General features: G+C 42.3%; 13 protein-coding genes and 4 pseudogenes. 8 read left to right on the top strand and 9 right to left on the bottom strand.

Features of this window, described 5'->3' with window-relative positions; all coding sequences use genetic code 11:
* Positions 1-52: 52 nt before the first annotated feature.
* Both JCM14505_RS01110 and JCM14505_RS01105 read right to left on the bottom strand, forming a co-directional pair.
* Positions 53-1,979 (bottom strand): annotated as a pseudogene (locus JCM14505_RS01110) (sugar MFS transporter).
* Between the two features lie 122 nt (positions 1,980-2,101).
* Positions 2,102-2,786, bottom strand: a pseudogene (locus JCM14505_RS01105) (DUF6198 family protein).
* A 202-nt stretch (positions 2,787-2,988) separates the two neighbouring features.
* Between JCM14505_RS01105 and JCM14505_RS01100 the strand changes: the two are divergent.
* Together JCM14505_RS01100 and pepF are read left to right on the top strand one after the other, a co-directional pair.
* Complete coding sequence (locus tag JCM14505_RS01100; protein WP_054652390.1) at positions 2,989-4,233, top strand: dicarboxylate/amino acid:cation symporter; 1,245 nt, start codon at positions 2,989-2,991, stop codon at positions 4,231-4,233.
* 91 nt (positions 4,234-4,324) lie between these two features.
* Positions 4,325-6,052: an oligoendopeptidase F gene (gene pepF / locus JCM14505_RS01095; protein WP_263848924.1), complete on the top strand. Its 1,728-nt coding sequence runs from the start codon at positions 4,325-4,327 to the stop codon at positions 6,050-6,052.
* A gap of 41 nt (positions 6,053-6,093) precedes the next feature.
* Here the strand turns inward: pepF and JCM14505_RS01090 are convergent, their stop codons facing one another.
* Complete coding sequence (locus JCM14505_RS01090; protein ID WP_054652271.1) at positions 6,094-6,534, bottom strand: Lrp/AsnC family transcriptional regulator; 441 nt, start codon at positions 6,532-6,534, stop codon at positions 6,094-6,096.
* A gap of 142 nt (positions 6,535-6,676) precedes the next feature.
* Here JCM14505_RS01090 and JCM14505_RS01085 point away from each other — a divergent pair, with 142 nt between their 5' ends.
* The 5 genes from JCM14505_RS01085 to JCM14505_RS01065 all read left to right on the top strand — a co-directional run bounded on the left by JCM14505_RS01085 (position 6,677) and on the right by JCM14505_RS01065 (position 11,812).
* Complete coding sequence (locus JCM14505_RS01085; protein WP_054652268.1) at positions 6,677-7,132, top strand: universal stress protein; 456 nt, start codon at positions 6,677-6,679, stop codon at positions 7,130-7,132.
* Positions 7,133-7,331: 199 nt separating this feature from the next.
* Positions 7,332-7,985: an MIP/aquaporin family protein gene (locus JCM14505_RS01080; RefSeq protein ID WP_054652266.1), complete on the top strand. Its 654-nt coding sequence runs from the start codon at positions 7,332-7,334 to the stop codon at positions 7,983-7,985.
* Between the two features lie 271 nt (positions 7,986-8,256).
* Positions 8,257-9,627 carry a L,D-transpeptidase gene (locus JCM14505_RS01075; protein WP_162200484.1) on the top strand — a complete coding sequence of 457 codons (1,371 nt, stop codon included), beginning with the start codon at positions 8,257-8,259 and terminating at the stop codon, positions 9,625-9,627.
* A 399-nt stretch (positions 9,628-10,026) separates the two neighbouring features.
* Positions 10,027-11,073 carry a GHKL domain-containing protein gene (locus tag JCM14505_RS01070; protein WP_162200483.1) on the top strand — a complete coding sequence of 349 codons (1,047 nt, stop codon included), beginning with the start codon at positions 10,027-10,029 and terminating at the stop codon, positions 11,071-11,073.
* Positions 11,051-11,812: a LytR/AlgR family response regulator transcription factor gene (locus JCM14505_RS01065; RefSeq protein WP_054652260.1), complete on the top strand. Its 762-nt coding sequence runs from the start codon at positions 11,051-11,053 to the stop codon at positions 11,810-11,812. Before JCM14505_RS01070 ends, JCM14505_RS01065 begins: the two co-directional genes overlap by 23 nt.
* 64 nt (positions 11,813-11,876) lie before the next feature.
* On the opposite strand, the gene JCM14505_RS09285 is transcribed toward JCM14505_RS01065, so the two are convergent.
* The 6 genes and pseudogenes from JCM14505_RS09285 to JCM14505_RS01040 all read right to left on the bottom strand — a co-directional run bounded on the left by JCM14505_RS09285 (position 11,877) and on the right by JCM14505_RS01040 (position 17,356).
* A complete protein-coding gene (locus JCM14505_RS09285; protein WP_225352202.1) occupies positions 11,877-12,320 on the bottom strand; it encodes an EamA family transporter in 444 nt (147 codons plus the stop codon).
* Between the two features lie 54 nt (positions 12,321-12,374).
* Positions 12,375-12,761: an EamA family transporter gene (locus JCM14505_RS09280; protein WP_225352201.1), complete on the bottom strand. Its 387-nt coding sequence runs from the start codon at positions 12,759-12,761 to the stop codon at positions 12,375-12,377.
* Positions 12,762-12,930: 169 nt separating this feature from the next.
* A pseudogene (gene gnd / locus JCM14505_RS01055) lies at positions 12,931-14,366 on the bottom strand (NADP-dependent phosphogluconate dehydrogenase).
* Positions 14,367-14,520: 154 nt separating this feature from the next.
* A pseudogene (gene zwf / locus JCM14505_RS01050) lies at positions 14,521-15,992 on the bottom strand (glucose-6-phosphate dehydrogenase).
* Between the two features lie 201 nt (positions 15,993-16,193).
* Complete coding sequence (locus JCM14505_RS08865) at positions 16,194-16,688, bottom strand: MFS transporter (RefSeq protein ID WP_162200482.1); 495 nt, start codon at positions 16,686-16,688, stop codon at positions 16,194-16,196.
* Entirely contained in the window at positions 16,634-17,356 is a 723-nt protein-coding gene (locus tag JCM14505_RS01040) for an MFS transporter (protein WP_054652256.1), read from the bottom strand. Before JCM14505_RS01040 ends, JCM14505_RS08865 begins: the two co-directional genes overlap by 55 nt.
* A 413-nt stretch (positions 17,357-17,769) precedes the next feature.
* Here JCM14505_RS01040 and hisS point away from each other — a divergent pair, with 413 nt between their 5' ends.
* Positions 17,770-19,065: a histidine--tRNA ligase gene (gene hisS / locus JCM14505_RS01035; RefSeq protein ID WP_054652254.1), complete on the top strand. Its 1,296-nt coding sequence runs from the start codon at positions 17,770-17,772 to the stop codon at positions 19,063-19,065.
* Positions 19,066-19,434 lie beyond the last annotated feature (369 nt).

Here is a 19,434-nt window from a genome sequence, read left to right as displayed (position 1 = left end):
CTCCATGATGGTTAGGTAAGAAAAGCGAGGTTAACCCTCGCTTTTCAACAGGTTATTTAACTTCTAAGACTTGATCATTAATCGTGACGGAACCCGTATCCTTCAAATGATGTAATTCAAATTCAGGCGATTGGGCATTCTTGGTGAAGGCAACCATAACGGTATTGTCCTTGCCAGCTCGCTTAATCGCGTTGAATGAGAATTCAAGTAAGAGATCACCGGTTTCAACATGTTGACCTTTTTCAATGAAGCTAGTGAAGCCAGTTCCTTGCATTTCAACGGTGTTAATCCCGACGTGAATTAAGACTGGAATCCCGTTGTCTGAAACCATCCCGACGGCGTGGTTAGTTGGGAAGGTAGCGACAATCTTCCCAGCAAACGGCGCGTGGATTTCGTTGCTGGTTGGTTTGATGGCGAATCCGTCCCCTAGGGAACCAGAAGCAAAGGCATGATCAGCTACATCGCTGAGTGGTTCTAATTGCCCGTCAACTGGGGCCATAAAGGCAACGGCTCCGTCTAATGGGGTTTCGATGACTGGGTGTTCATCCGTGCCATCTAATGTCTTGTGCCACGTCTTTTCAAGTTCATCGACAATTTCAGCGTGCCGCTTTTCATCAAGCTTAACCGTCTTGAGGTAGAGTATAAAGGAAATGATGATTAAGATGGCAGGAACTAAGAACATCACTAATTTAAAAATTAATGAGCCATGAGGCGTGATTGAAGCCGCTGTGGCACCAGAAATCATCCCGGCGGCTGCGGACGTTACCACGATAACCCCGTTGGCAACGCGCCCCCGAACTTATCGAGTAATGGCCGAACAGATAGGATTAACCCTTCGTCCCGGTGACCAAGCTTTAATTGACCATATTCCACACAGTCAGTAATCGTCATTAAGACAACTAAGAAGACTAATGGTTGTGGTAAGGCGAAGAGCACCCCGCCGTCGTTGCTACGGCTACGGACTTTCCGGCAAAAGCGTAGATAATCACTGCTAATAACATGATGGAAACACTGGTAATGAAAACTTTCCGCCGGCTAAACTTCTTAGCTAAAGCTGGGAAGAACATGACGGTGAAGAAACCAATGACCCCGTTAATAGCGGCGAAGGTCGTGTACATGGCTGCCTTACCCAAAATGTAAGTAAAGTAGTAAAGTCCAAGTGAGTTTAACAGCGTTACCCCAGTGGTGTAGAAGAGGTACGTTAACGCAATCGCCATTAATTGGTCGTTGTGGAATAAGACCCCTAAAACTTGCCCAAAGGACGTGTTTTCTTTGTTTTCCCGGAGTTCGTTTTGCTTTTCGTGGGTAAAAATCCCCACCCCAACGGAGGTTACGGCAGCGATGATCGCAACGATAGCAGCAAAAGCAAACCAACCGCGACTGTCCCCAGTACCACCGTTAGCGCTGAGGGAGAAGTAAAGGACGATTGGCATGACAATCACCCCAACTAATTGGCCCCCAACGGTAGAACCAACCCGCGCAAACGTTGCGACCTTGTCCCGTTCTTCGGAATCAAAGGCGATGGCTGGCACCATGGACCAAAAGGCTACGTCGTTAAAGGAGTAGAAGATATCCATCGTGATGTAGAGGATCGCAAAGACAATTAAGTACAGCAATGGGTTTTTGTATGTTAAACCACCCAAATCAGTAAATAAAATCATAATTGCAACGGCGGAAATAATCCCCCCGCCGACAACCCAAGGCTTAAAGTGCCCCCATTTGGTGTTGGTTTTATCAATCGTATTCCCAATGTAAGGGTCGATTAATAATTCAACAATCCGGAGCACCATGATAATCACCCCGATGGCGCTGACTAATTTAGCCGCTTCAGCAGGTGAGTTGTGGCTGAATAAGTGGCCAGTCACAAACATCATAAAGTAAGTTGATAGCATCCCATAGAACATGTCATGCCCGAATGCCCCAAAGGAGTAGGCAATCCGTGACGACATGGTCTTGGCGCTTGTGTTTTCGTTTGACATAAACGTTCCTCCTGTTACAGAAACAATTTTCACAATTCAGTGTAAGCGCTTTCTTGAGGTTTGACAAGGGTTTCTCGAAAAAAAGCCCAACATTTTCACAAATGCTGGGCTAAAAATATAAATTAGGGATTGATTTTCGTGGTTTTAAATTCTAAGTGGTGGTGAAGTTTGGGAAAAATATGAGTATCGCCCCAGCCGATTAACGCCCCTTGAAAAGCGATGTTAATGATTGTCCCAATGTTAATGACGGATAGTTTTTTTGGTGATAATCCAACAAATCAGAATAATTAAAATTGGGGGTACGTTGCTAGCCCATTGTGACCAAACTGGTGAGCCTTTCATAAACCGGAAGCGCAAGATGTACGGTAAGTCATCATTGGGGTGAATGATTAAGTTCGCCCGTTGGTAAATTGAGACGGCTTGAGCCACCCCGACTAAACCGATGAAATCTAAGAGAAAGCGTGCCCACAGGGGAAAGTTTGGGACGCCGATCCAAACAAAAAGGTGTTCAAAGCCGGCTAAGCAGTAACTAAAGGGAATGATAAACATTAAGTTGCGTCCGAGCCGGAAATAATCGAATTCACCGAGTAATAATAAATTAGCCAAGGCCACCACAACGCCTTCTAAAAAGAGGGTGGTCCCTAATGGAATATTTAATGCTTGGGCTAAGTTTACTGCAGAAGCGGTCCAAATCGCGCTCCCCATGTTAGTGGCAACGGTTAAAGCGTTGAAAAAACAATTAATTAAAATCGAGACGCCTAAATAAAATAAACGACCCTTAAATGAATTGGCGGTTTCAATGGTCATTAGTAGTAACTTCTCCGTATTTAAGATGTTTTCATGATAGCACTTTTATAACCTTGTGAAAATTAGATTTTCTCTCATTTTCACAAGGTTTATCGTGCGTGTTCTCACAAATAAACCTTTTAATATGATAAAATGATTAGTATATGTATTGAAAGGGACAAGGGAAATAAAATGAAAAAAATTTAAATTAGGCCGTTTGTCACTGGGGTGGCAGATTGTAATTGGATTAGTCCTCGGGATTATTTGTGGGATTATTTTTTATGGTAATCAAACTGCGATTACGGCGATGGAAAATCTGGGAGCCATTTTCTTACGGTTAATCCAAATGATTGTCATGCCAATTGTGATTTCATGTTTAACGGTTGGGATTGCTAATATTGGTGATATTCATAAACTCGGGCGGATTGGGGCAAAAACCTTAATTTACTTTGAAGTGTTAACGACGATTGCCTTGTTAATTGGGATTGTAGTGGGAAACATCGCCCAACCAGGAGCATTTGTTGACATTCACGCAATGCAAGGATCCGATATTTCCAAGTATGTAGCTACCGCGAAAACGGCTCAACATACCGGAATTTGGGAGACTTTGTTAGCGATTGTGCCAACGAACTTCTTTAAGGCTGTTTCTGAAGGTGATATGATGCCAGTCATTTTCTTCTCCGTCCTATTTGGGCTGGGGACAGCTTCCTTAGGCGAAAAAGGGAAGATTATTATCGACTTTTTAACCGCCGTCCAAGAAGTCATGTTTAAGGTGACGAATTGGGTAATGAAATATGCACCGATTGGGGTCTTTGGGTTGATTGGGATGACGATTGCCCAAATGGGGGTTAAAGCCCTCTTGCCACTCGGATACTTTATTTTAGTGGCGTACTTAACGATGATTTTCTTCTGTATTGTCGTCCTCGGTTTAGTAGCGAAGATTTACCATTTACATTTCTGGAAAACGATGCGGGCGGTCTGGGATGAATTATTATTAGCCTTTACGACCGCTAGTTCCGAAGTGACCTTACCACGGTTAATTGATAAGACTCAAAAGATGGGGGTTAAGCAAGGGGTGGCCTCGTTCGTAATTCCAACTGGTTACACCTTTAACTTGGATGGATCCGCCATTTATCAATCCTTAGCAGCCTTGTTCTTAGCGCAAGCTTATGGCATCCATTTAACTTTATTGCACCAAATTACCTTATTGGTTGTTTTGATGATTACGAGTAAGGGGATGGCCGGGGTGCCAGGGGCGTCCTTCGTGGTCTTATTAGCTAGTGTTTCCACGATTGGGGTGCCAATTACAGGCTTGACGTTTATTGCTGGGATTGACCGGTTAGTTGATATGGGACGGACGGCTGTGAACGTGGTCGGTAATTCCGTTGCGACCTTAGTAATCGGGCAATCTGAAGCCGCCTTAGATCGTGAACAATACGAACGGTACCTAGATGAATACGGGAAGTAATGAAAATGCAAACAGATGAATTATTAACGCGGGAGCAAGTGCCACGGAATTAACGTGGGACTTAACCCATTTATATGCTGACGATCAAGCGATGCAGGCTGATTTAACGACGATTAAGGACTTGGCGCAACAAATCGGTGCGATGAAGGGACAATTAACGTCCGCGGCGAACTTAGTGCAAGTCTTAGTGGCTGCTCGGGATTTAGATATTAAGCTGGAAAAAGCTTATGTGTATGCCTTTTTACGCCGCGATAGCGATACGACGAAGGCGGATGCGAACCAATTGTTTGGGCAAGCGGCGAAAACGTTAGAAGTCGTGCAAACGCAAACGGCGTACATCGAACCAGAAGTGATGCAAATTGCGGAGGCCGATTTAGCGGCTTGGTTGGACCAAGAACCAAAGTTAGCGGAATTTAAGGTGATGGTAACGCGGATGCGGGCGCAAAAAGCGCATATCTTATCGGCAACCGAAGAAGCGTTATTAAGTCGGGTGAGTCGGACGTTAAACGGGGCAGATGAAATTTATAACACCTTAAATGATGCGGATTTAGATTTTGGTAAGATTAAGAATGAAGCAGGGCAATTAGTGCAATTAACGCACGGGAACCGGAGTCAATTCGCCGAATCAGCTGATCGGCGGGTCCGGGAAGCTGCGGCGCGAGCCTTTGCGAAACCTTACCATGATTTACGGAATACGTTTGCGCAAATGTTTAATACCTATGTCGGGGGCCGGAATACAACGGCGCAATTACGGCATTACCAAAGTGCGCGCCAAGCCGCCTTGCAACCGCATGAAATTGATGAGAGTGTTTATGACACATTAATTGAGACGGTTCACCAACATCTTGATTTAGCCCATCGTTGGTACCAAATTAAGCAACAAGCCTTGGGCATTAAAGATATGAGCCAATTTGATTTAAACGTGCCCTTGGCCGGCAATGACGTCTTGAAGACGACGTTTGCGGAAGGGAAGCAATTAACCTTAGATGCGTTATCAATTTTAGGACCAGAATACATGGACGGGTTAACCCGGGAAATGAATGAACGTTGGATTGATGCGGCTGAAAATAAAGGCAAGCGTTCCGGTGGCTACCAAGTTAGTGTTTATGATGGTAATCCGTTTATTTTGTTAAACTGGACTGATAAATTATATTCAACGTTTGTCTTAGCGCATGAATCTGGGCATGCGATGCACAGTTGGTTAAGTCAACATCATCAACCAGCTCAATATGCGGAAGCACCAATCTTCTTGGCCGAAGTGGCGTCAACGTTTAATGAAAATATCTTAACGGAACACTTATTGGAAAAGTATCACGATAACCCACAAGCGCAATTATATATCTTAGAAGAATCAATTAATGGCTTTATTGGGTCGATTTATCGGCAAACGCAATTTGCAGAATTTGAACATCAAGCTTATACGGCGGAACAAGCGGGGGAAACGTTGACCGCGGACCTCTTAGATCAAATTAGTACGGACTTGTTAAAACAATATTATGGTCCGAACGTAAGCTTATTGCCTGAAGCAGCGACGCAAAGTTGGGCGTACGTTCCCCATTTCTACATGAATTACTACGTTTACCAATACGCAACGTCATGGGCGGCCTCAGCTAGTTTAGCGCAAGCCGTTTGGCAACATGAAGATGGGGCGTTGGAACGCTACCTCGGCTTCTTGAAGTCCGGGAGTTCGCAAGCACCGATTGCCACGATGCAAGCCGCCGGGATTGATATGACGAATAGTCAATATTTAACCACGGCCTTACAATTATTTGAACGACGCCTCGATCAAGTCGAATCCCTATTAGCTAAAATGAAATAAAACAATAAAGGGACGCCACGACGCGTCCCTTTATTGTTAACTTACTCTTCAAATTGAATCCCGCGGTGTTCAACACTGGTGCTGAAGACAATTTGCGTACTCGTCTTGCCGAACCGGCGTTGAATTTCGTTAATGAAATTATCAAGTTCAACGGTGGTTGGAAAGGCAACTTCCATGACTTCGGAAAAATCCCCCGTAATACAATTACATTCTAAAACATTGGGAATGGATTGAATGTAGGGATAAAATTCGGATTTTTGACTGGGTTCTAATTGGACCATGATGAAAGCTTTGACATGGTAATTAATGGCATCGAAATTAAGACTCACGTGGTAGCCATTAATAATGCCAGCCTTTTCGAGTTTAGCGATGCGGGCGGCAATCGCCGGTGAAGAAATAAAACACGCCTTGGATAATTCCTTTAAGGAGGTCCGGGCGTTGACTTGTAACATGTTTAAAATTCGTTGATCAATGGCATCCATCGAGTGCAATCCCCTTTATTATGATTATTTCGATAATATTAGATTTTGATTAAAAAGTCAATCGAAATGGCGTAACATCAGTGGTGTAAGCGGTTTTATTTTGATATAATATAGACAAGCAAAGAACAACACGGGGAGAAAGATTATGCAAGAATACCAAAACATTTTAATTCCAGTTGATGGCTCTAAGGAAGCGGAAGTTGCGTTTGAAAAGGCGGTGGCAACGGCGAAGCGGAATAATGCCCACCTTGATTTATTAAACATAATTGACACGCGGACGATGGCGTACAACTTTGCTGGCTTATCAGCGAGTGGGATTGCGTACGAATTAGTTGAAAAATCAACGGAATACTTAAATGAATTGGCCAAGCAAGCTAAGGATCAATTTGGCTTTGAAAACTTGGACATTCACGTGCGGATGGGGAATCCGAAGACCGTAATTGCGACTGAATTTGTTGCCAATCACCACAATGATTTGATTATGATTGGGGCTAGCGGAATGACGCGGTTCCAAAGGGCGATGATTGGGTCAACAACTTCTTATGTTAAGCGGGTGGCTCCGGTAGATGTGCTTGTAGTGCGGACGCCAGTTGATTAATTCAGATAGTAATTGATGAAGTTGGGAAATGATTCCCAACTTTTTTTTAATTTTCCTGGCTAATAAAAATTCCGTAAGTTCTATAAAAAAAATCTTAAAACAATCATTTTTTTAGTACCGGAATATTTGATGAAAAGTCATTAACTTGATATGGTTAATAACGTAATGTAAGCAGAGGGAATGAGAGAGGAGAAGTTTGATGAAAGTACGTCAAGCAGTGGCCGAATTAATCGGTACGTTTATGTTAGTGTTATTTGGGACCGCGGTAGTCGTGGTTGCTAAAGGAAATGTATTAGCCATTGGGTTGGCCTTTGGGTTAACGGTAACGATTGGTGCTTACACGGTTGGTGCGATTTCTGGGGGACACTTTAACCCAGCCGTGACGATCGCAATGTGGATCAACAAGAAGATTGATGCAGCCACAGCGATTTTATATGTAATTGCCCAATTTGTTGGGGCGATTTTAGCTAGTGGGGTCTTGAAGATGTTTGTGGGGGCCTTAGGTCAATCAACAACGGCCTTAGGACAAACTGATTTTCCAAAGTTAACGAGTCCAATGGCGTTCTTTGTGGAAATGTTAGTAACGGCTTTGTTTATCTTCATGATTTTATTAGTGACAAGTGATGAATACGGTAACCCAGCCTTAGCCGGTTTGGTAATTGGTTTGGCATTGGCAATCTTAGTGATGGTGGCAGTTAACTTAACGGGAGCTTCATTAAACCCAGCGCGTTCCTTTGGTCCAGCCTTATTCGCCATGGGTAGTGCCATGAGTCATTGCTGGGTTTACCTATTAGCGCCAGAAGTTGGGGCAGTGATTGCGGCCTTCTTAGCGCGGTGGATGTTAAAGAAGTAAGATAATTAAATAACTGCTTACGAAAGTTAAACGATGATGGAATCATTTATGATTCTCATCATCGTTTTTTTACGAATTCTGCAAAATTTATAACGAATTCTGCAAAATGAATCATTAACGAAATGATTTGTTATAATTTCGCTATAAATGTAATCACCCATATTAATTGAGGAATGATACATTTAAATTAATATTTTATAACGTATCCCCCTAGCTAAGTTATTTATTAGTTAGGGGATATTATGCGTTAAAAATTAAAATGAGGTATAAGATGTCAAGACGTTCGTTTAAGCAGATTTTAACAGGACTGTTTCTAAGCTTGCTTTTGTTATTAATGGTGATGTTTTATCATCAATCAACGCACTTTAACGATAACGTGACAATAAATCAAATTCATGTCGGTGGGATGACGCCCTCCCAAGCATTGGATAAACTCCAATCCACAACGGGGGTAACATGTGTTTATGTTAATCAGGCCAAAGTTTATCAAGGCAATCGTCAAAAACTAGGTTTTACGAAGTCAGATCAAAGTAAAGTTGATCGGGTCTTTCAACAACAAAAGACATTGTTACCTACCCGTGCGGCGAAAAATTTTATGATTAAATCAAGTCATAGTTCGCCAGCTCAATTAGCTACAATGGAAACTAAATTGCAGACTTATTTAGAACAAGAAAATCAACATCGTCGAAAATCACGTGATGCATTTGTTAAGTATGAACATCATGAAATTAAGATTGTACCTGAAATTAAGGGAAACCAGTTCGATGAACAACAGTTGATGAATCAATTGAAATCGCAACGGTATAATCAACGGATTCAATTACATTCAGTTTATGTAGAACCGATTAAAGCTGATAATCTACAAGTGCGTCGAGATCAAAAAAAGTTAACTCAATTAATGAAACGAGATGTTAATTATCGAATTCAAAATAAAACGTACCGACTTACTGCCCAACAAATTATTAGTTCAGCTGAAGTTAAGAAGGGAAAGTATAATTTTGATACTGAAATTGGGCAACGAAAGATCCGTGAGTTAAACAAGCAGCATGCAACATTGAATAAATCATATCGGTTTAAAACGCATGATGGTAAAGTAATTACTACAACGAAGCAAGGAACTTTTGGTTGGGAAATAGATCCAAAGAAAGCCACTCAAAGTTTGACTAAAGCGTTTGTTCAACACCGATCGATGCTTTCTGCTCAATCAGATATAAAGGGAGCTGGGTATAATAAACAAGGAACAGGATATGGAATTATAGCTAATCACGGGATTGGTAAGACTTATGCAGAAGTGTCATTGTCACAACAACATGCTTGGTTTTATCGTGATGGTAAATGTGTTTTGGATACTGACATTGTTAGCGGAACTGATAACCGGGGAAATAAAACACCACGTGGAGTTTGGTATATCATGTATCAACATACATCATCAATTCTACGTGGAAAAAATGATGATGGATCCACATATGCTAGTAAAGTTCAATATTGGTCACCATTTACAGAAACGGGATGCGGATTTCATGATGCTAGTTGGCGTCATGATTGGAGTAAAACAGCCTATTTAAAGGGTGGATCGCATGGGTGTATCAATATGCACCCAGCAGTAGCGGGAGTTGCGTTTGAATATTTACAAAAAAAATGAACCGGTAATTATTTATTAGGGGGATAATAAAATGAACAATAAAGTTTTATTTAGTTTGATGACAATTGCGATGATGTTAACTAGAGGCTCGTGGGCATGGTTTCTACACGGGAAATGGTAATTAATAAATGGTTGTTTTAACTTTTTTTACAATCGGTTGTAGCTGATTATTTAAATATTGTTGAAGTAATATTTTTATATCGCCTATCATTTGAGAATCTTTCAGTTAAGCTAGTGGTAAGAGATTTACTGATTGGTTTTTTAATTTTAGCCATTCCAATGCCAGTAGAATCTCTTTACCTGATACTAATTATTTTGTATTTATGGTTAGTTAATCGCGAATATAATAGGCATACTCTTGCAATAGTCATAGGGGTCTTGATGGGGAGTCTATACGGGTTGATTGATCATTGCTTAAATTTGCTATTTATCGGTAGTCATAAAGAACCGGTTGTTGTTGGCTGGTTAATTCCGATTGGGGATTTATTAATTTCAATCATTATAGGAATAATAATTGCGAAATTTTTAAAACCAAAGTATCAAGAATTATTTAAAAGTATTAAAAATACGAAATCAATTTGGTATGGTGCGTTATTGATGCTTGTCGTTTATGAAGTTGTTAATATCGTAGCTGATTATGAACAAGTAGCTGATACTTATTATTCATTGATTTTAGCAATTGATATAGCGATAATCTCGCTAGGCGGAATCGTGATTACTAGTTTCATTCATAATTATGTAAATGAACAACAGCAACAACAATTGATTTTAAATTATCAAGAGCAGTTAAAATATGCGAAAAGTATGAATGAACAATTTGGCCAATTACGGCGAGACCGTCATGATATGAAGAACATGTTATTAAATTTACAAGGAGAGTTAATTGACGGGAACACGGATAAGGCTAATCAATTATTGTCGAGTTTTATACAAACTAAAACTAGTAATCATCATTATCAAGAGGTTGATCAATCGTTAGAAAAATTACATATTTCTGGGCTACGGAATTTGATTCAGGTTAAAGCTTACCAAATAATTGAGCAAGGTAGCGCAGTTTCCATTGATATTCCTAAAGTGATTAATCAACTCCCTGGTTCAGAGGTTAAAACAGCTCGAATTGTTGGGATTTTATTGGATAATGCATTAGAATCAATCAAAAAGCAAGACCAGGCGTATGTTCAGATTGCAATTCTGTCTCGGTCAGATGATTGTTATGATTTGGTGGTAGCAAATTCATTAACGGAAGAAATTGATATTAATCAAATAATGCAATATGAATACTCAACAAAGCCAGGACATCAGGGAATTGGACTATCTAATTTAAATCAATTAATTAATCAAGATGATCAGTATGCATTAATTGCGGAAGTGAAGCAACGGTCAATTATTATGACGTGTACTATTCAAGGAAAGGTTGAAATAGATGCTGAAAGTGATAATCCTTGAAGATAATAAGGATCAAGCTAAGCGAATTGAATCATTAGTAAATAAACAACAAATGATTAATCGTACTCCACATGCTTATGATATGGAGGTTGCCTTAGTAACTGGTAATCCGAAGCAATTATTAGATTTTTTAAAAGAAGATGACTATTTAGCGATATTAGATGTTGAGTTGGGCGAAAATCAGTCTAATGGGATTGACGTTGCCGAACAAATTAGAAAGGTTGCTAGTTTTGCTGAAATTATTTTTATCTCTGCCTATCAACAATATTTGCCATATACTGTTTCTCGCCGGGTAGAACCGTTTGATTATATTGATAAAGGAATGGAGATAACTAAATTAAGAGCAAGATTGCGCGACGATATTGATGAAGCTTATGCACGATATCAAGCGTCGTTAGCTAGCAATAATGCAGATAAAACGTATATCACATATGAAATAGGACATGGGTCACGCCGAAAGATACCATTAAGCGAACTATATTATATTGAATCAATCAAGTATGCTAGTCGGCGAATCCGGATTGTAGGTAAAAATATTCGTATCGAATGTCATGGGGAATTGAAATCGATACAAAATAATAATTTATTGCAAGTTAGCCAAAGCGCCATTGTTAATCCGATGACGATTAGGGAGTTTGACCAAGAAAATCGACAAATTTATTTTGATATTAATCATAAAATTAGTTTATTGGTTAGTTATCGACGGATGCGTGATTTAATTAAGATGTTAAAGAAATAATAATTAAATAACTGCTTACGAATTAAGCCCGCTACCTTTAATTGGTAGCGGGCTTTTAAGGTGGCTAAGATTTGATCCGATGGCGGTGAATTAAATCGAGTTGCATGACTAAATTAGCGAGAATTAGTAATGCACCACCAATCATCAGATTCATAGTTAGATGGTCAACGCCAAATAGAATTGAAACTAAGCTGGCAAATAGTGATTCGGTCATTAAGATTAAGCCGGCTGCCGTGGCAGAAGTGTGTTTTTGGCTAATAATTTGTAGGCCTTGGCCAATATAAGTAATCACCATGGCAATGATGGCTAATGGTGGGAGCCCCAGGAGCCAGTTAATGTGGGACAGGGTCGCTTTTTCAGTGGTGAAGACCGTAAGCATCCCGAGAACACTTTCGACGGCGGCGATTAAAATAATAATAATCCAAGGACTGGAGCGCGGTTGGCTTGTTTGCCAAACAAAACCAGTTGCCCAGCCCAGAAGGCAGCCCCGACGAGGATAATAAATCACCGGCTTGGAAGGTCAAATTGAAAGGATTAATGTTAGAAATGACCCCAGTCCCAATCACCGCAATGACGAGGGCGATCCACTCCTTGCGTTCCGGGGCTTGGTGATAACCAGCCAAATGATAAAGGGGGCAATTACGACGTACATTGAGGTGAGAAAGGCATTTTTGGCCGGCGTGGTAAACATCAACGCAGCCGTTTGGAAATAATAGCCAAAGAAACTAATGACCCCAATGGTAATACCGATTTTGAGGTCTTGCTTGGTCATTTGCCGGATGGCGGGACGGAAAAATAACACTCCAGTCAGGACGGTGAAGAGCCCTCTGAGCATGTTAATCATCCCGGAGTGCATCCCCGCCTCGATGGCCATTTGATCTAAGAGATAACTACTCCCCCAAGCAAAGGCGACAATCCATAAGTAAAGTTGAGCCCGACGTGTTGACATCACAAACACCTCCTTTTGATAAGCGTGGAAAAGGAGCGGAGGAGGTACAAACCTAACCACACGCTCCTTTAATTGATTACCTCTAGTGTATACCAACGGCGTTAAATTTGCCAAAGAAAAAACGCAACTGGTTAAAACCAATTGCGTTTTAAATTGCTTTAAATTAAGCTTATTGTTCTTCGTACCATGGGTAGTGGTAGTTACCTTCACGGTCAACCCGTTCGTACGTGTGAGCACCGAAGTAGTCACGTTGTGCTTGAAGTAAGTTAGCAGGAAGCACTTCTGAACGGTATGAGTCGAAGTAAGAAATGGCAGCTGAGAACGTTGGAACCGGAATTCCGGCCTTAACAGCTAAGGCAACAACGTCCCGGATAGCCTTTTGGTACTTAACGGCAACTTCCTTGAAGTAGTCGTCTAAGAGCAAGTTCTTAAGTTCAGGATCCTTTTCGAAGGCGTCCGTGATCTTTTGTAAGAATTGTGCCCGGATGATACAACCTTCACGCCAAATTTGAGCTAATTCCCCAACTTAAGGTTCCAGTCGTAACGGTCAGAGTCGATCCGCATTTGTTCGAACCCTTGAGCGTAAGACATGATCTTACCGAAGTAAAGGGCTTGGCGAACCTTTTCAATCCATTCTTGCTTTTCATCATCCGTGAAGGCAGGCGTTTCAACATCACCATCAAGCACCTTGCTTGCGGCAACCCGTTCGTCCTTCAACATGGAGATGTAACGAGCGTAAACAGATTCCGTGATAACAGATTGTGGGGCACCACCATCAAGGGCCGTTTCAGAAGACCACTTACCAGTCCCCTTGTTAGCACCACGGTCAAGAATCATGTCAACGATTGGCTTCGTCTTGTCTTCACCAAGGTCGTCCTTACGTGAAAGGATGTCGGCCGTGATTTCAACTAAGTATGAATCAAGTTCACCCTTGTTCCATTCGCCAAAGATATCAGCCATTTCATCAACAGAAAGACCAAGGACGTTGCGCATTACGAAGTAAGCTTCGTCGATTAATTGTTCGTCCCCGTATTCAATCCCGTTGTGGACCATCTTAACGTAGTGACCAGCACCGTTAGGACCAACGTAAGTAACACATGGCTTACCGTCTTCAGCATCAGCAGCAATCTTCGTTAAGATTGGTTCAACTAAGTCGTAAGCTTCCTTTTGACCACCTGGCATTAAGGAAGGTCCGCGAAGGGCACCTAATTCACCACCAGAAACACCCATTCCGATGAAGTTGATTCCAGAAGCATCTAACTTAGCGTTCCGAGCCATCGTGTCGTTGAAGTTCGTGTTACCACCATCGATTAACACGTCACCCTTGTCCAATAATGGAAGTAATTCGTCGATAACGGCATCCGTACCCTTACCGGCTTGAACCATCATCAAGATCCGACGTGGCTTTTCAAGTGAGTTAACGAATTCTTCGATCGTGTATGAAGGAACCAAGTTCTTTTCACTGTGGTCGGCCATCATTTGATCCGTACGTTGACGTGAACGGTTGTAAACCCCAACCTTGAAGCCGCGGCTTTCGATGTTAAGGGCAAGGTTCTTACCCATAACAGCTAAACCAATCACACCAATTTGTGCTTGTTCTGACATTAGTTTGTCACACTCCTTAAAATATTTTACTTGTATATTATATCATATCTAAAAACGGCTTGCGAATTAGTACACAAATTATTTTTTTAACCGCTTTCGCTAAAGAAAAAACGTGATTAACGAATAATTCGTCAATCACGCTATGAATTATAAATTATTTAACAACCCATTCGCGACCATCGCGAGCTAATAATTCATCAGCTTCCTTAGGTCCCATCGTCCCTGGAGTGTAGTTAGGGAATTCAGGTGATTCGTGGTCCCAAACATCCCGGATAACATCAACAAATTGCCATGCATCCGCAATTTCAGACCAGGAGGCGAAGTTCGTTGAGTTACCTTCTAAGGCATCGTGAAGAGCCGTTCGTATGGTTCTGGGGAAAGGGCCTTTTGTTCGTCACTGTGGAAGAATTCTAACATTGCCGGTTCCGTTGTGTAACCTTGCCCAACCTTCTTGGCATTTAACGTTAAGCTAAAGCCTGGCTTTGGATCGATGTAGATCGTTAAGACGTTTTGGTTGAGCTTTTGTTCGTGGGAGTTAGCGGCGTTGGAGAAGATGTCCAAGAGTGGCTTCTTGAAGACAACATCGACGCGCGTGAACTTGCCGGCTAATAACTTCCCAGTCCGCACGTAGAATGGGACCCCAGCCCAACGTTCGCTGTCGAAGCTTAACTTAGCCGCAACGTAAGTTTCCGTAATGGATTCTGGGTCAACCCCGTCTTCGTGGCGGTAGTCGTTGTTGTTGTCACCAGCAGCGTATTGACCACGGACAAAGTTAGCGGCGGCTTCTTGTGGCGTGTACTTCCGTAAACTCCGGAGCGCCTTGGCTTTTTCTTCCCGGATTTCTTGGTCGGTAAACGTTAATGGTTGTTCCATGGCTAATTGAGCGACCACTTGCATGATGTGGTTTTGTACCATATCACGTAAAGCCCCTGATTGATCGTAGTAACCAGCCCGTTCTTCAACTCCCATGTCTTCACTTAACGTGACTTGGATGTTGTCGATGTAACGGTGGTTCCAAAGGGATTCAATGGCCGTGTTACCAAAGCGAAGGGCACTGATGTTTTGCACCATTTCCTTACCAAGGTAGTGATCAATCCGGTAAATTTGATTTTCATCAAACGTTTCCGTTAATTCCTTGTTTAATTGCTTAGCAGATTCAAAGTCACGGCCGAATGGCTTTTCGATGACTAAGCGGTTGAAACCGTCGTCTGATAATAAACCTTGGGATTTGATGTTAGCCGCAATGGTCCCAAAGAACCGTGGGGCCATTGACATGTAGAACAAGCGGTTGTTTTCCGTACCGAACTTCGTTTCTAAGTCCGCAATCCGGTCGTTTAACTTATCGTAATGTTCTGGGTTCGTCACATCATGTGGTTGGTAGAAACAGTGCTTAACAAAGGCGTCATATTGACCGTCCTTGTCTTCAGCAATCTTTTGGATTGATTCCCGCACGTTAGCTTGGAATTCTTCATCCGACCAAGCACTCCGCGAGGTCCCTAAGAGGGCGAAGTTATCAGCTAAAAAGCCTTTGCGGAATAAATTAAATAATGATGGGTATAATTTACGCTTGGCCAAGTCACCAGTGGCCCCAAATAACGTAATTACAGCTTTGATTTCGGTACTCAAAATGGTCACTCCTTTAAGTTATTTATCCTTATAAATCCAATGGCTATTATAGCCTGTTTTGTGCATGAATGCACTAGGCAAGCGCTTTAAAAACCACCGGTGACGGTGGTTTTTGATGAGTGGTCTATAAAGTTTGATGTTAATAATAAGGCTTAATAGTCCCAATTGACAAAATTGGTATAGCCCAAAAATATTTTGGATTTAATTGTTGATGTTATTGTGGCGTTCGCTTAAGATGCCAAAAAATGTCATGATGCCAATGATGATGATGGCAAAGAAGATTGCCGTCGTCCAGTTCGTGGCGGCTTGTAAATTCCCGATGACGACGGGACCAAAGGCGGCAATCACGTATCCGCCGGCTTGCACCATCCCAGAGAGTTGCCCAGTTTGAGTGGGGGAATTTGTCTTGAGGCCAAAGAGGGTGATAACCAAGCCAAAGGCGGCGGCACAGCCGGTTCCTAAAATAAATGAAGTTAATAGGTAGTAAGCTAGGGAAGCATGTGGGACTAAGAGCATCCCGAACCCAATTAAGTATAAAATTCCCGTGCCAATGACCAACCAGTAACGACGTTGGATTTTAGGCGTGATGGCTGGGACGATGAAGGCGGCGGGTAAGGAGAATAGTTGGAACCCACTGGCGACTAAACTGGCTCGGTGTTCGATAAACCGCCGGCCATGGTGATGGCGGGTAACCAAGCAACTAACGTGTAGAATAAGAAGGATTGGAACCCAAAGAAGATTAATAACCACCAAGCCCGCGCATTTGTCCAAAGACTGCCCGTTGGATTAACGGTAGTTGGTTGTTGTTCACGCCCCCGTTGGCGTAAGTTAGGGACCCAAATTAAAATGGTGATGATGACAAGGGCGGTTAAGACATTAATCCCCATTTGCCAGTTAACGGCGTTGGTAACCGGGCTAATTACATAAGCGCCGACTGCGCTAAAGAAAGTTAATGAAAAACTGTACATTCCCGTTAAGGTTCCGATTTTTTCGGGAGTTCGTTCGGTGATGATTGCTGGCGTGAGCACATTTAAGACGGTGGCGGCGATGCCGATTAAGACGGTCCCCATTAATAACATCGGGTAATTAATGATCCGGAATGCCGATCCAATGGCCATTAAGATGAGCGCCCCCATTAACGTTAATTCCATCCCCCATTTCCGGCTGAAGGTAGGAATGAAGGTCGATAAGATCGCAAAACAAATCAGCGGGATGGTCGTTAAAATCCCGAGACTCGCCACCGGTTGGTGTACGGCGCTGGCGAGTTGCGTAATAATCGATGGTAGCGAAGTAAATGGCGCCCGCATACAAGCGGCAAGCATAAAGATACCGATAATAAACCAAGTTGACGTTGATTTCTTCATAAACGATTCCTTTCTGTTTAAAACGAGATTGTTACTGCCACATTTTACCACATTTAATAACAAGGCTTAATGTAACTTTCGGGAAGGCTTGACAAGACTGGTGTGGCTCAATAAAATTGAGCATGACAATAGAATAACCATCGTAATTTAAAGGCTCATGACATATCAAACAGAGATCCTGCGCAGCGCTGAGAGCAGGAACATGAGCTGAACACACAATTACATTTTTGATTTAAGATGGTAGCGGTTGCGCTTCGTTAACAGCGTGGAAGTCAAGTTGACTTCATGAGGTTGTCACTGTGAGGTGGCGATGAAGATGAGGTGGTACCGAGTTAGTATGATAACTCCCTCCTAACTAGCCAATAGTGGCGGGTTAGGAGGTTTTTTATGCAATAATTGGAGGAATTGGTCAGATGGCAAAAGCAAAGAGTTTGTATCAAAAGCCTAAGGGAACGGCAGATATTTTACCGGGGACGAGTGAATTATGGCAAAAAGTAGAAAGTGTGGCACGGGAAACGTTCCATCAATATGGTTATAGTGAAATTCGGACGCCAATGTTTGAAGAATTTAATGTTTTCTCGCGGAACGTTGGGGAAACTTCTGACATTGTGACGAAGGAAATGTATGACTTTGAAGATAAGGGTGGCCGCCACATTGCGTTGCGTCCTGAAGGTACAGCCGGGGTTGTACGGTCATACGTAGAAAATAAGTTATTCGGGCCAGAATTCCCGAAGCCATACAAGATGTTTTATATTGGACCAATGTTCCGGTACGAACGGCCACAATCTGGTCGGCAACGGCAATTTACCCAAATTGGGTGTGAAGCTTTAAATAGTGAATCACCCCAAATTGATGCTGAAGTAATCTTAGAAGCCTTAACGTTCTTTAAGCGCCTCGGGGTTAAGAACTTGCGTGTGGCGGTTAATTCATTAGGGGATAAGGAATCTCGGGATGCTTATCGCCAAGCCTTAGTGGACTACTTAACGCCCTTTAAGGATGAATTAAGTGATGATTCCAAAGTCCGGTTGGAAAGTAACCCATTGCGGGTGCTGGATAGTAAGGATGAACATGACCAAGCAATTGTGGCGAATGCGCCGTCAATTTTAGACGCCTTAAACGAATACTCGACCGATTACTTCAAACAAGTCCAAGCGTACTTGGATGAATTTGACGTAGAGTACGTCGTTGATCCAACGATGGTCCGGGGACTTGATTACTACACGCACACGATTTTTGAAATCATGTCTGATTCGAAGGCCTTTGGTGGTGGTTACGTCACCGTTTGTGGTGGGGGTCGTTACAATGGCTTAATTAGCCAACTTGGTGGTCCGCAAGAAGAAGGTGGGATTGGTTACGGCCTTGGGGTCGAACGGTTATTATTACTCCTGCAAGAAGAAAACCCAGCCTTTATTCCAACGCCAAGTTTAGACCTTTACTTAGTATCAGCTAATGAAACGGGTGACAAGTATGCCTTCAAGTTGATGCAACAACTTCGCGAAGCCGGGGTGGCCGTCGATAAAGACTACCGGGGTTTGAAGCTCGGTAAGCAAATCAAGGAAGCTGAACGGAAACATGCCAAGCACTTTATGGTGATTGGGGACCGCGAAATTGAAACCAAGGAAGTTGAAATTAAGTCCTTGGTTGAAGAACGGCGGCAACGAATTAGCGTGCCTGAATTATTAGCGGATCCAAAGTCATTCTTAGATTAAGCGTTCAGGTGCTTTTTAAGGAGCTATGCTAATGTGTAAATTAGATTAGATCATAGTCAAATCTGTGGCATAACATAAGTAACGATAATGAGCCAGCGTGCAAAAGTGGGTCAAAGGGTAGCTCCCTTTGATTCCAGCCGGCGGGGTGCTAGAAATGGCACCCTTTTTTTTATTATAGTTAGTGCGTGGTGCTAGTTGATTGGCAAGTCATAGAATCCTAAATTGTACATCAATAAAGAAACTTTAAATCTAGTTTGAAAACCTGTCAAAGAACGGGCGCGATTCTTTTCGATGTCATAATTACTGTTTAAAATGGCAGATTGTATAATTTAAGTTGAACATTGAGTGGACAAAAAACCATAATGGTCT

It is taken from the genome of Limosilactobacillus equigenerosi DSM 18793 = JCM 14505 (genome assembly GCF_001311375.1).
Taxonomy (GTDB): Bacteria; Bacillota; Bacilli; order Lactobacillales; family Lactobacillaceae; genus Limosilactobacillus; species Limosilactobacillus equigenerosi.
This window is presented reverse-complemented; position numbering and strand designations above follow the sequence as displayed.

Bases quoted from the DNA above. Each gene is read 5' to 3' on its own strand.
- JCM14505_RS01040 (WP_054652256.1), bottom strand. From the start codon at position 17,356: ATGAAGAAATCAACGTCAACTTGGTTTATTATCGGTATCTTTATGCTT.
- JCM14505_RS01065 (WP_054652260.1), top strand. From the start codon at position 11,051: ATGCTGAAAGTGATAATCCTTGAAGATAATAAGGATCAAGCTAAGCGA.
- JCM14505_RS01090 (WP_054652271.1), bottom strand. From the start codon at position 6,534: ATGGATGCCATTGATCAACGAATTTTAAACATGTTACAAGTCAACGCC.
- hisS (WP_054652254.1), top strand. From the start codon at position 17,770: ATGGCAAAAGCAAAGAGTTTGTATCAAAAGCCTAAGGGAACGGCAGAT.
- pepF (WP_263848924.1), top strand. From the start codon at position 4,325: ATGCAGGCTGATTTAACGACGATTAAGGACTTGGCGCAACAAATCGGT.
- JCM14505_RS01075 (WP_162200484.1), top strand. From the start codon at position 8,257: ATGTCAAGACGTTCGTTTAAGCAGATTTTAACAGGACTGTTTCTAAGC.
- JCM14505_RS01080 (WP_054652266.1), top strand. From the start codon at position 7,332: ATGAAAGTACGTCAAGCAGTGGCCGAATTAATCGGTACGTTTATGTTA.
- JCM14505_RS09280 (WP_225352201.1), bottom strand. From the start codon at position 12,761: ATGTCAACACGTCGGGCTCAACTTTACTTATGGATTGTCGCCTTTGCT.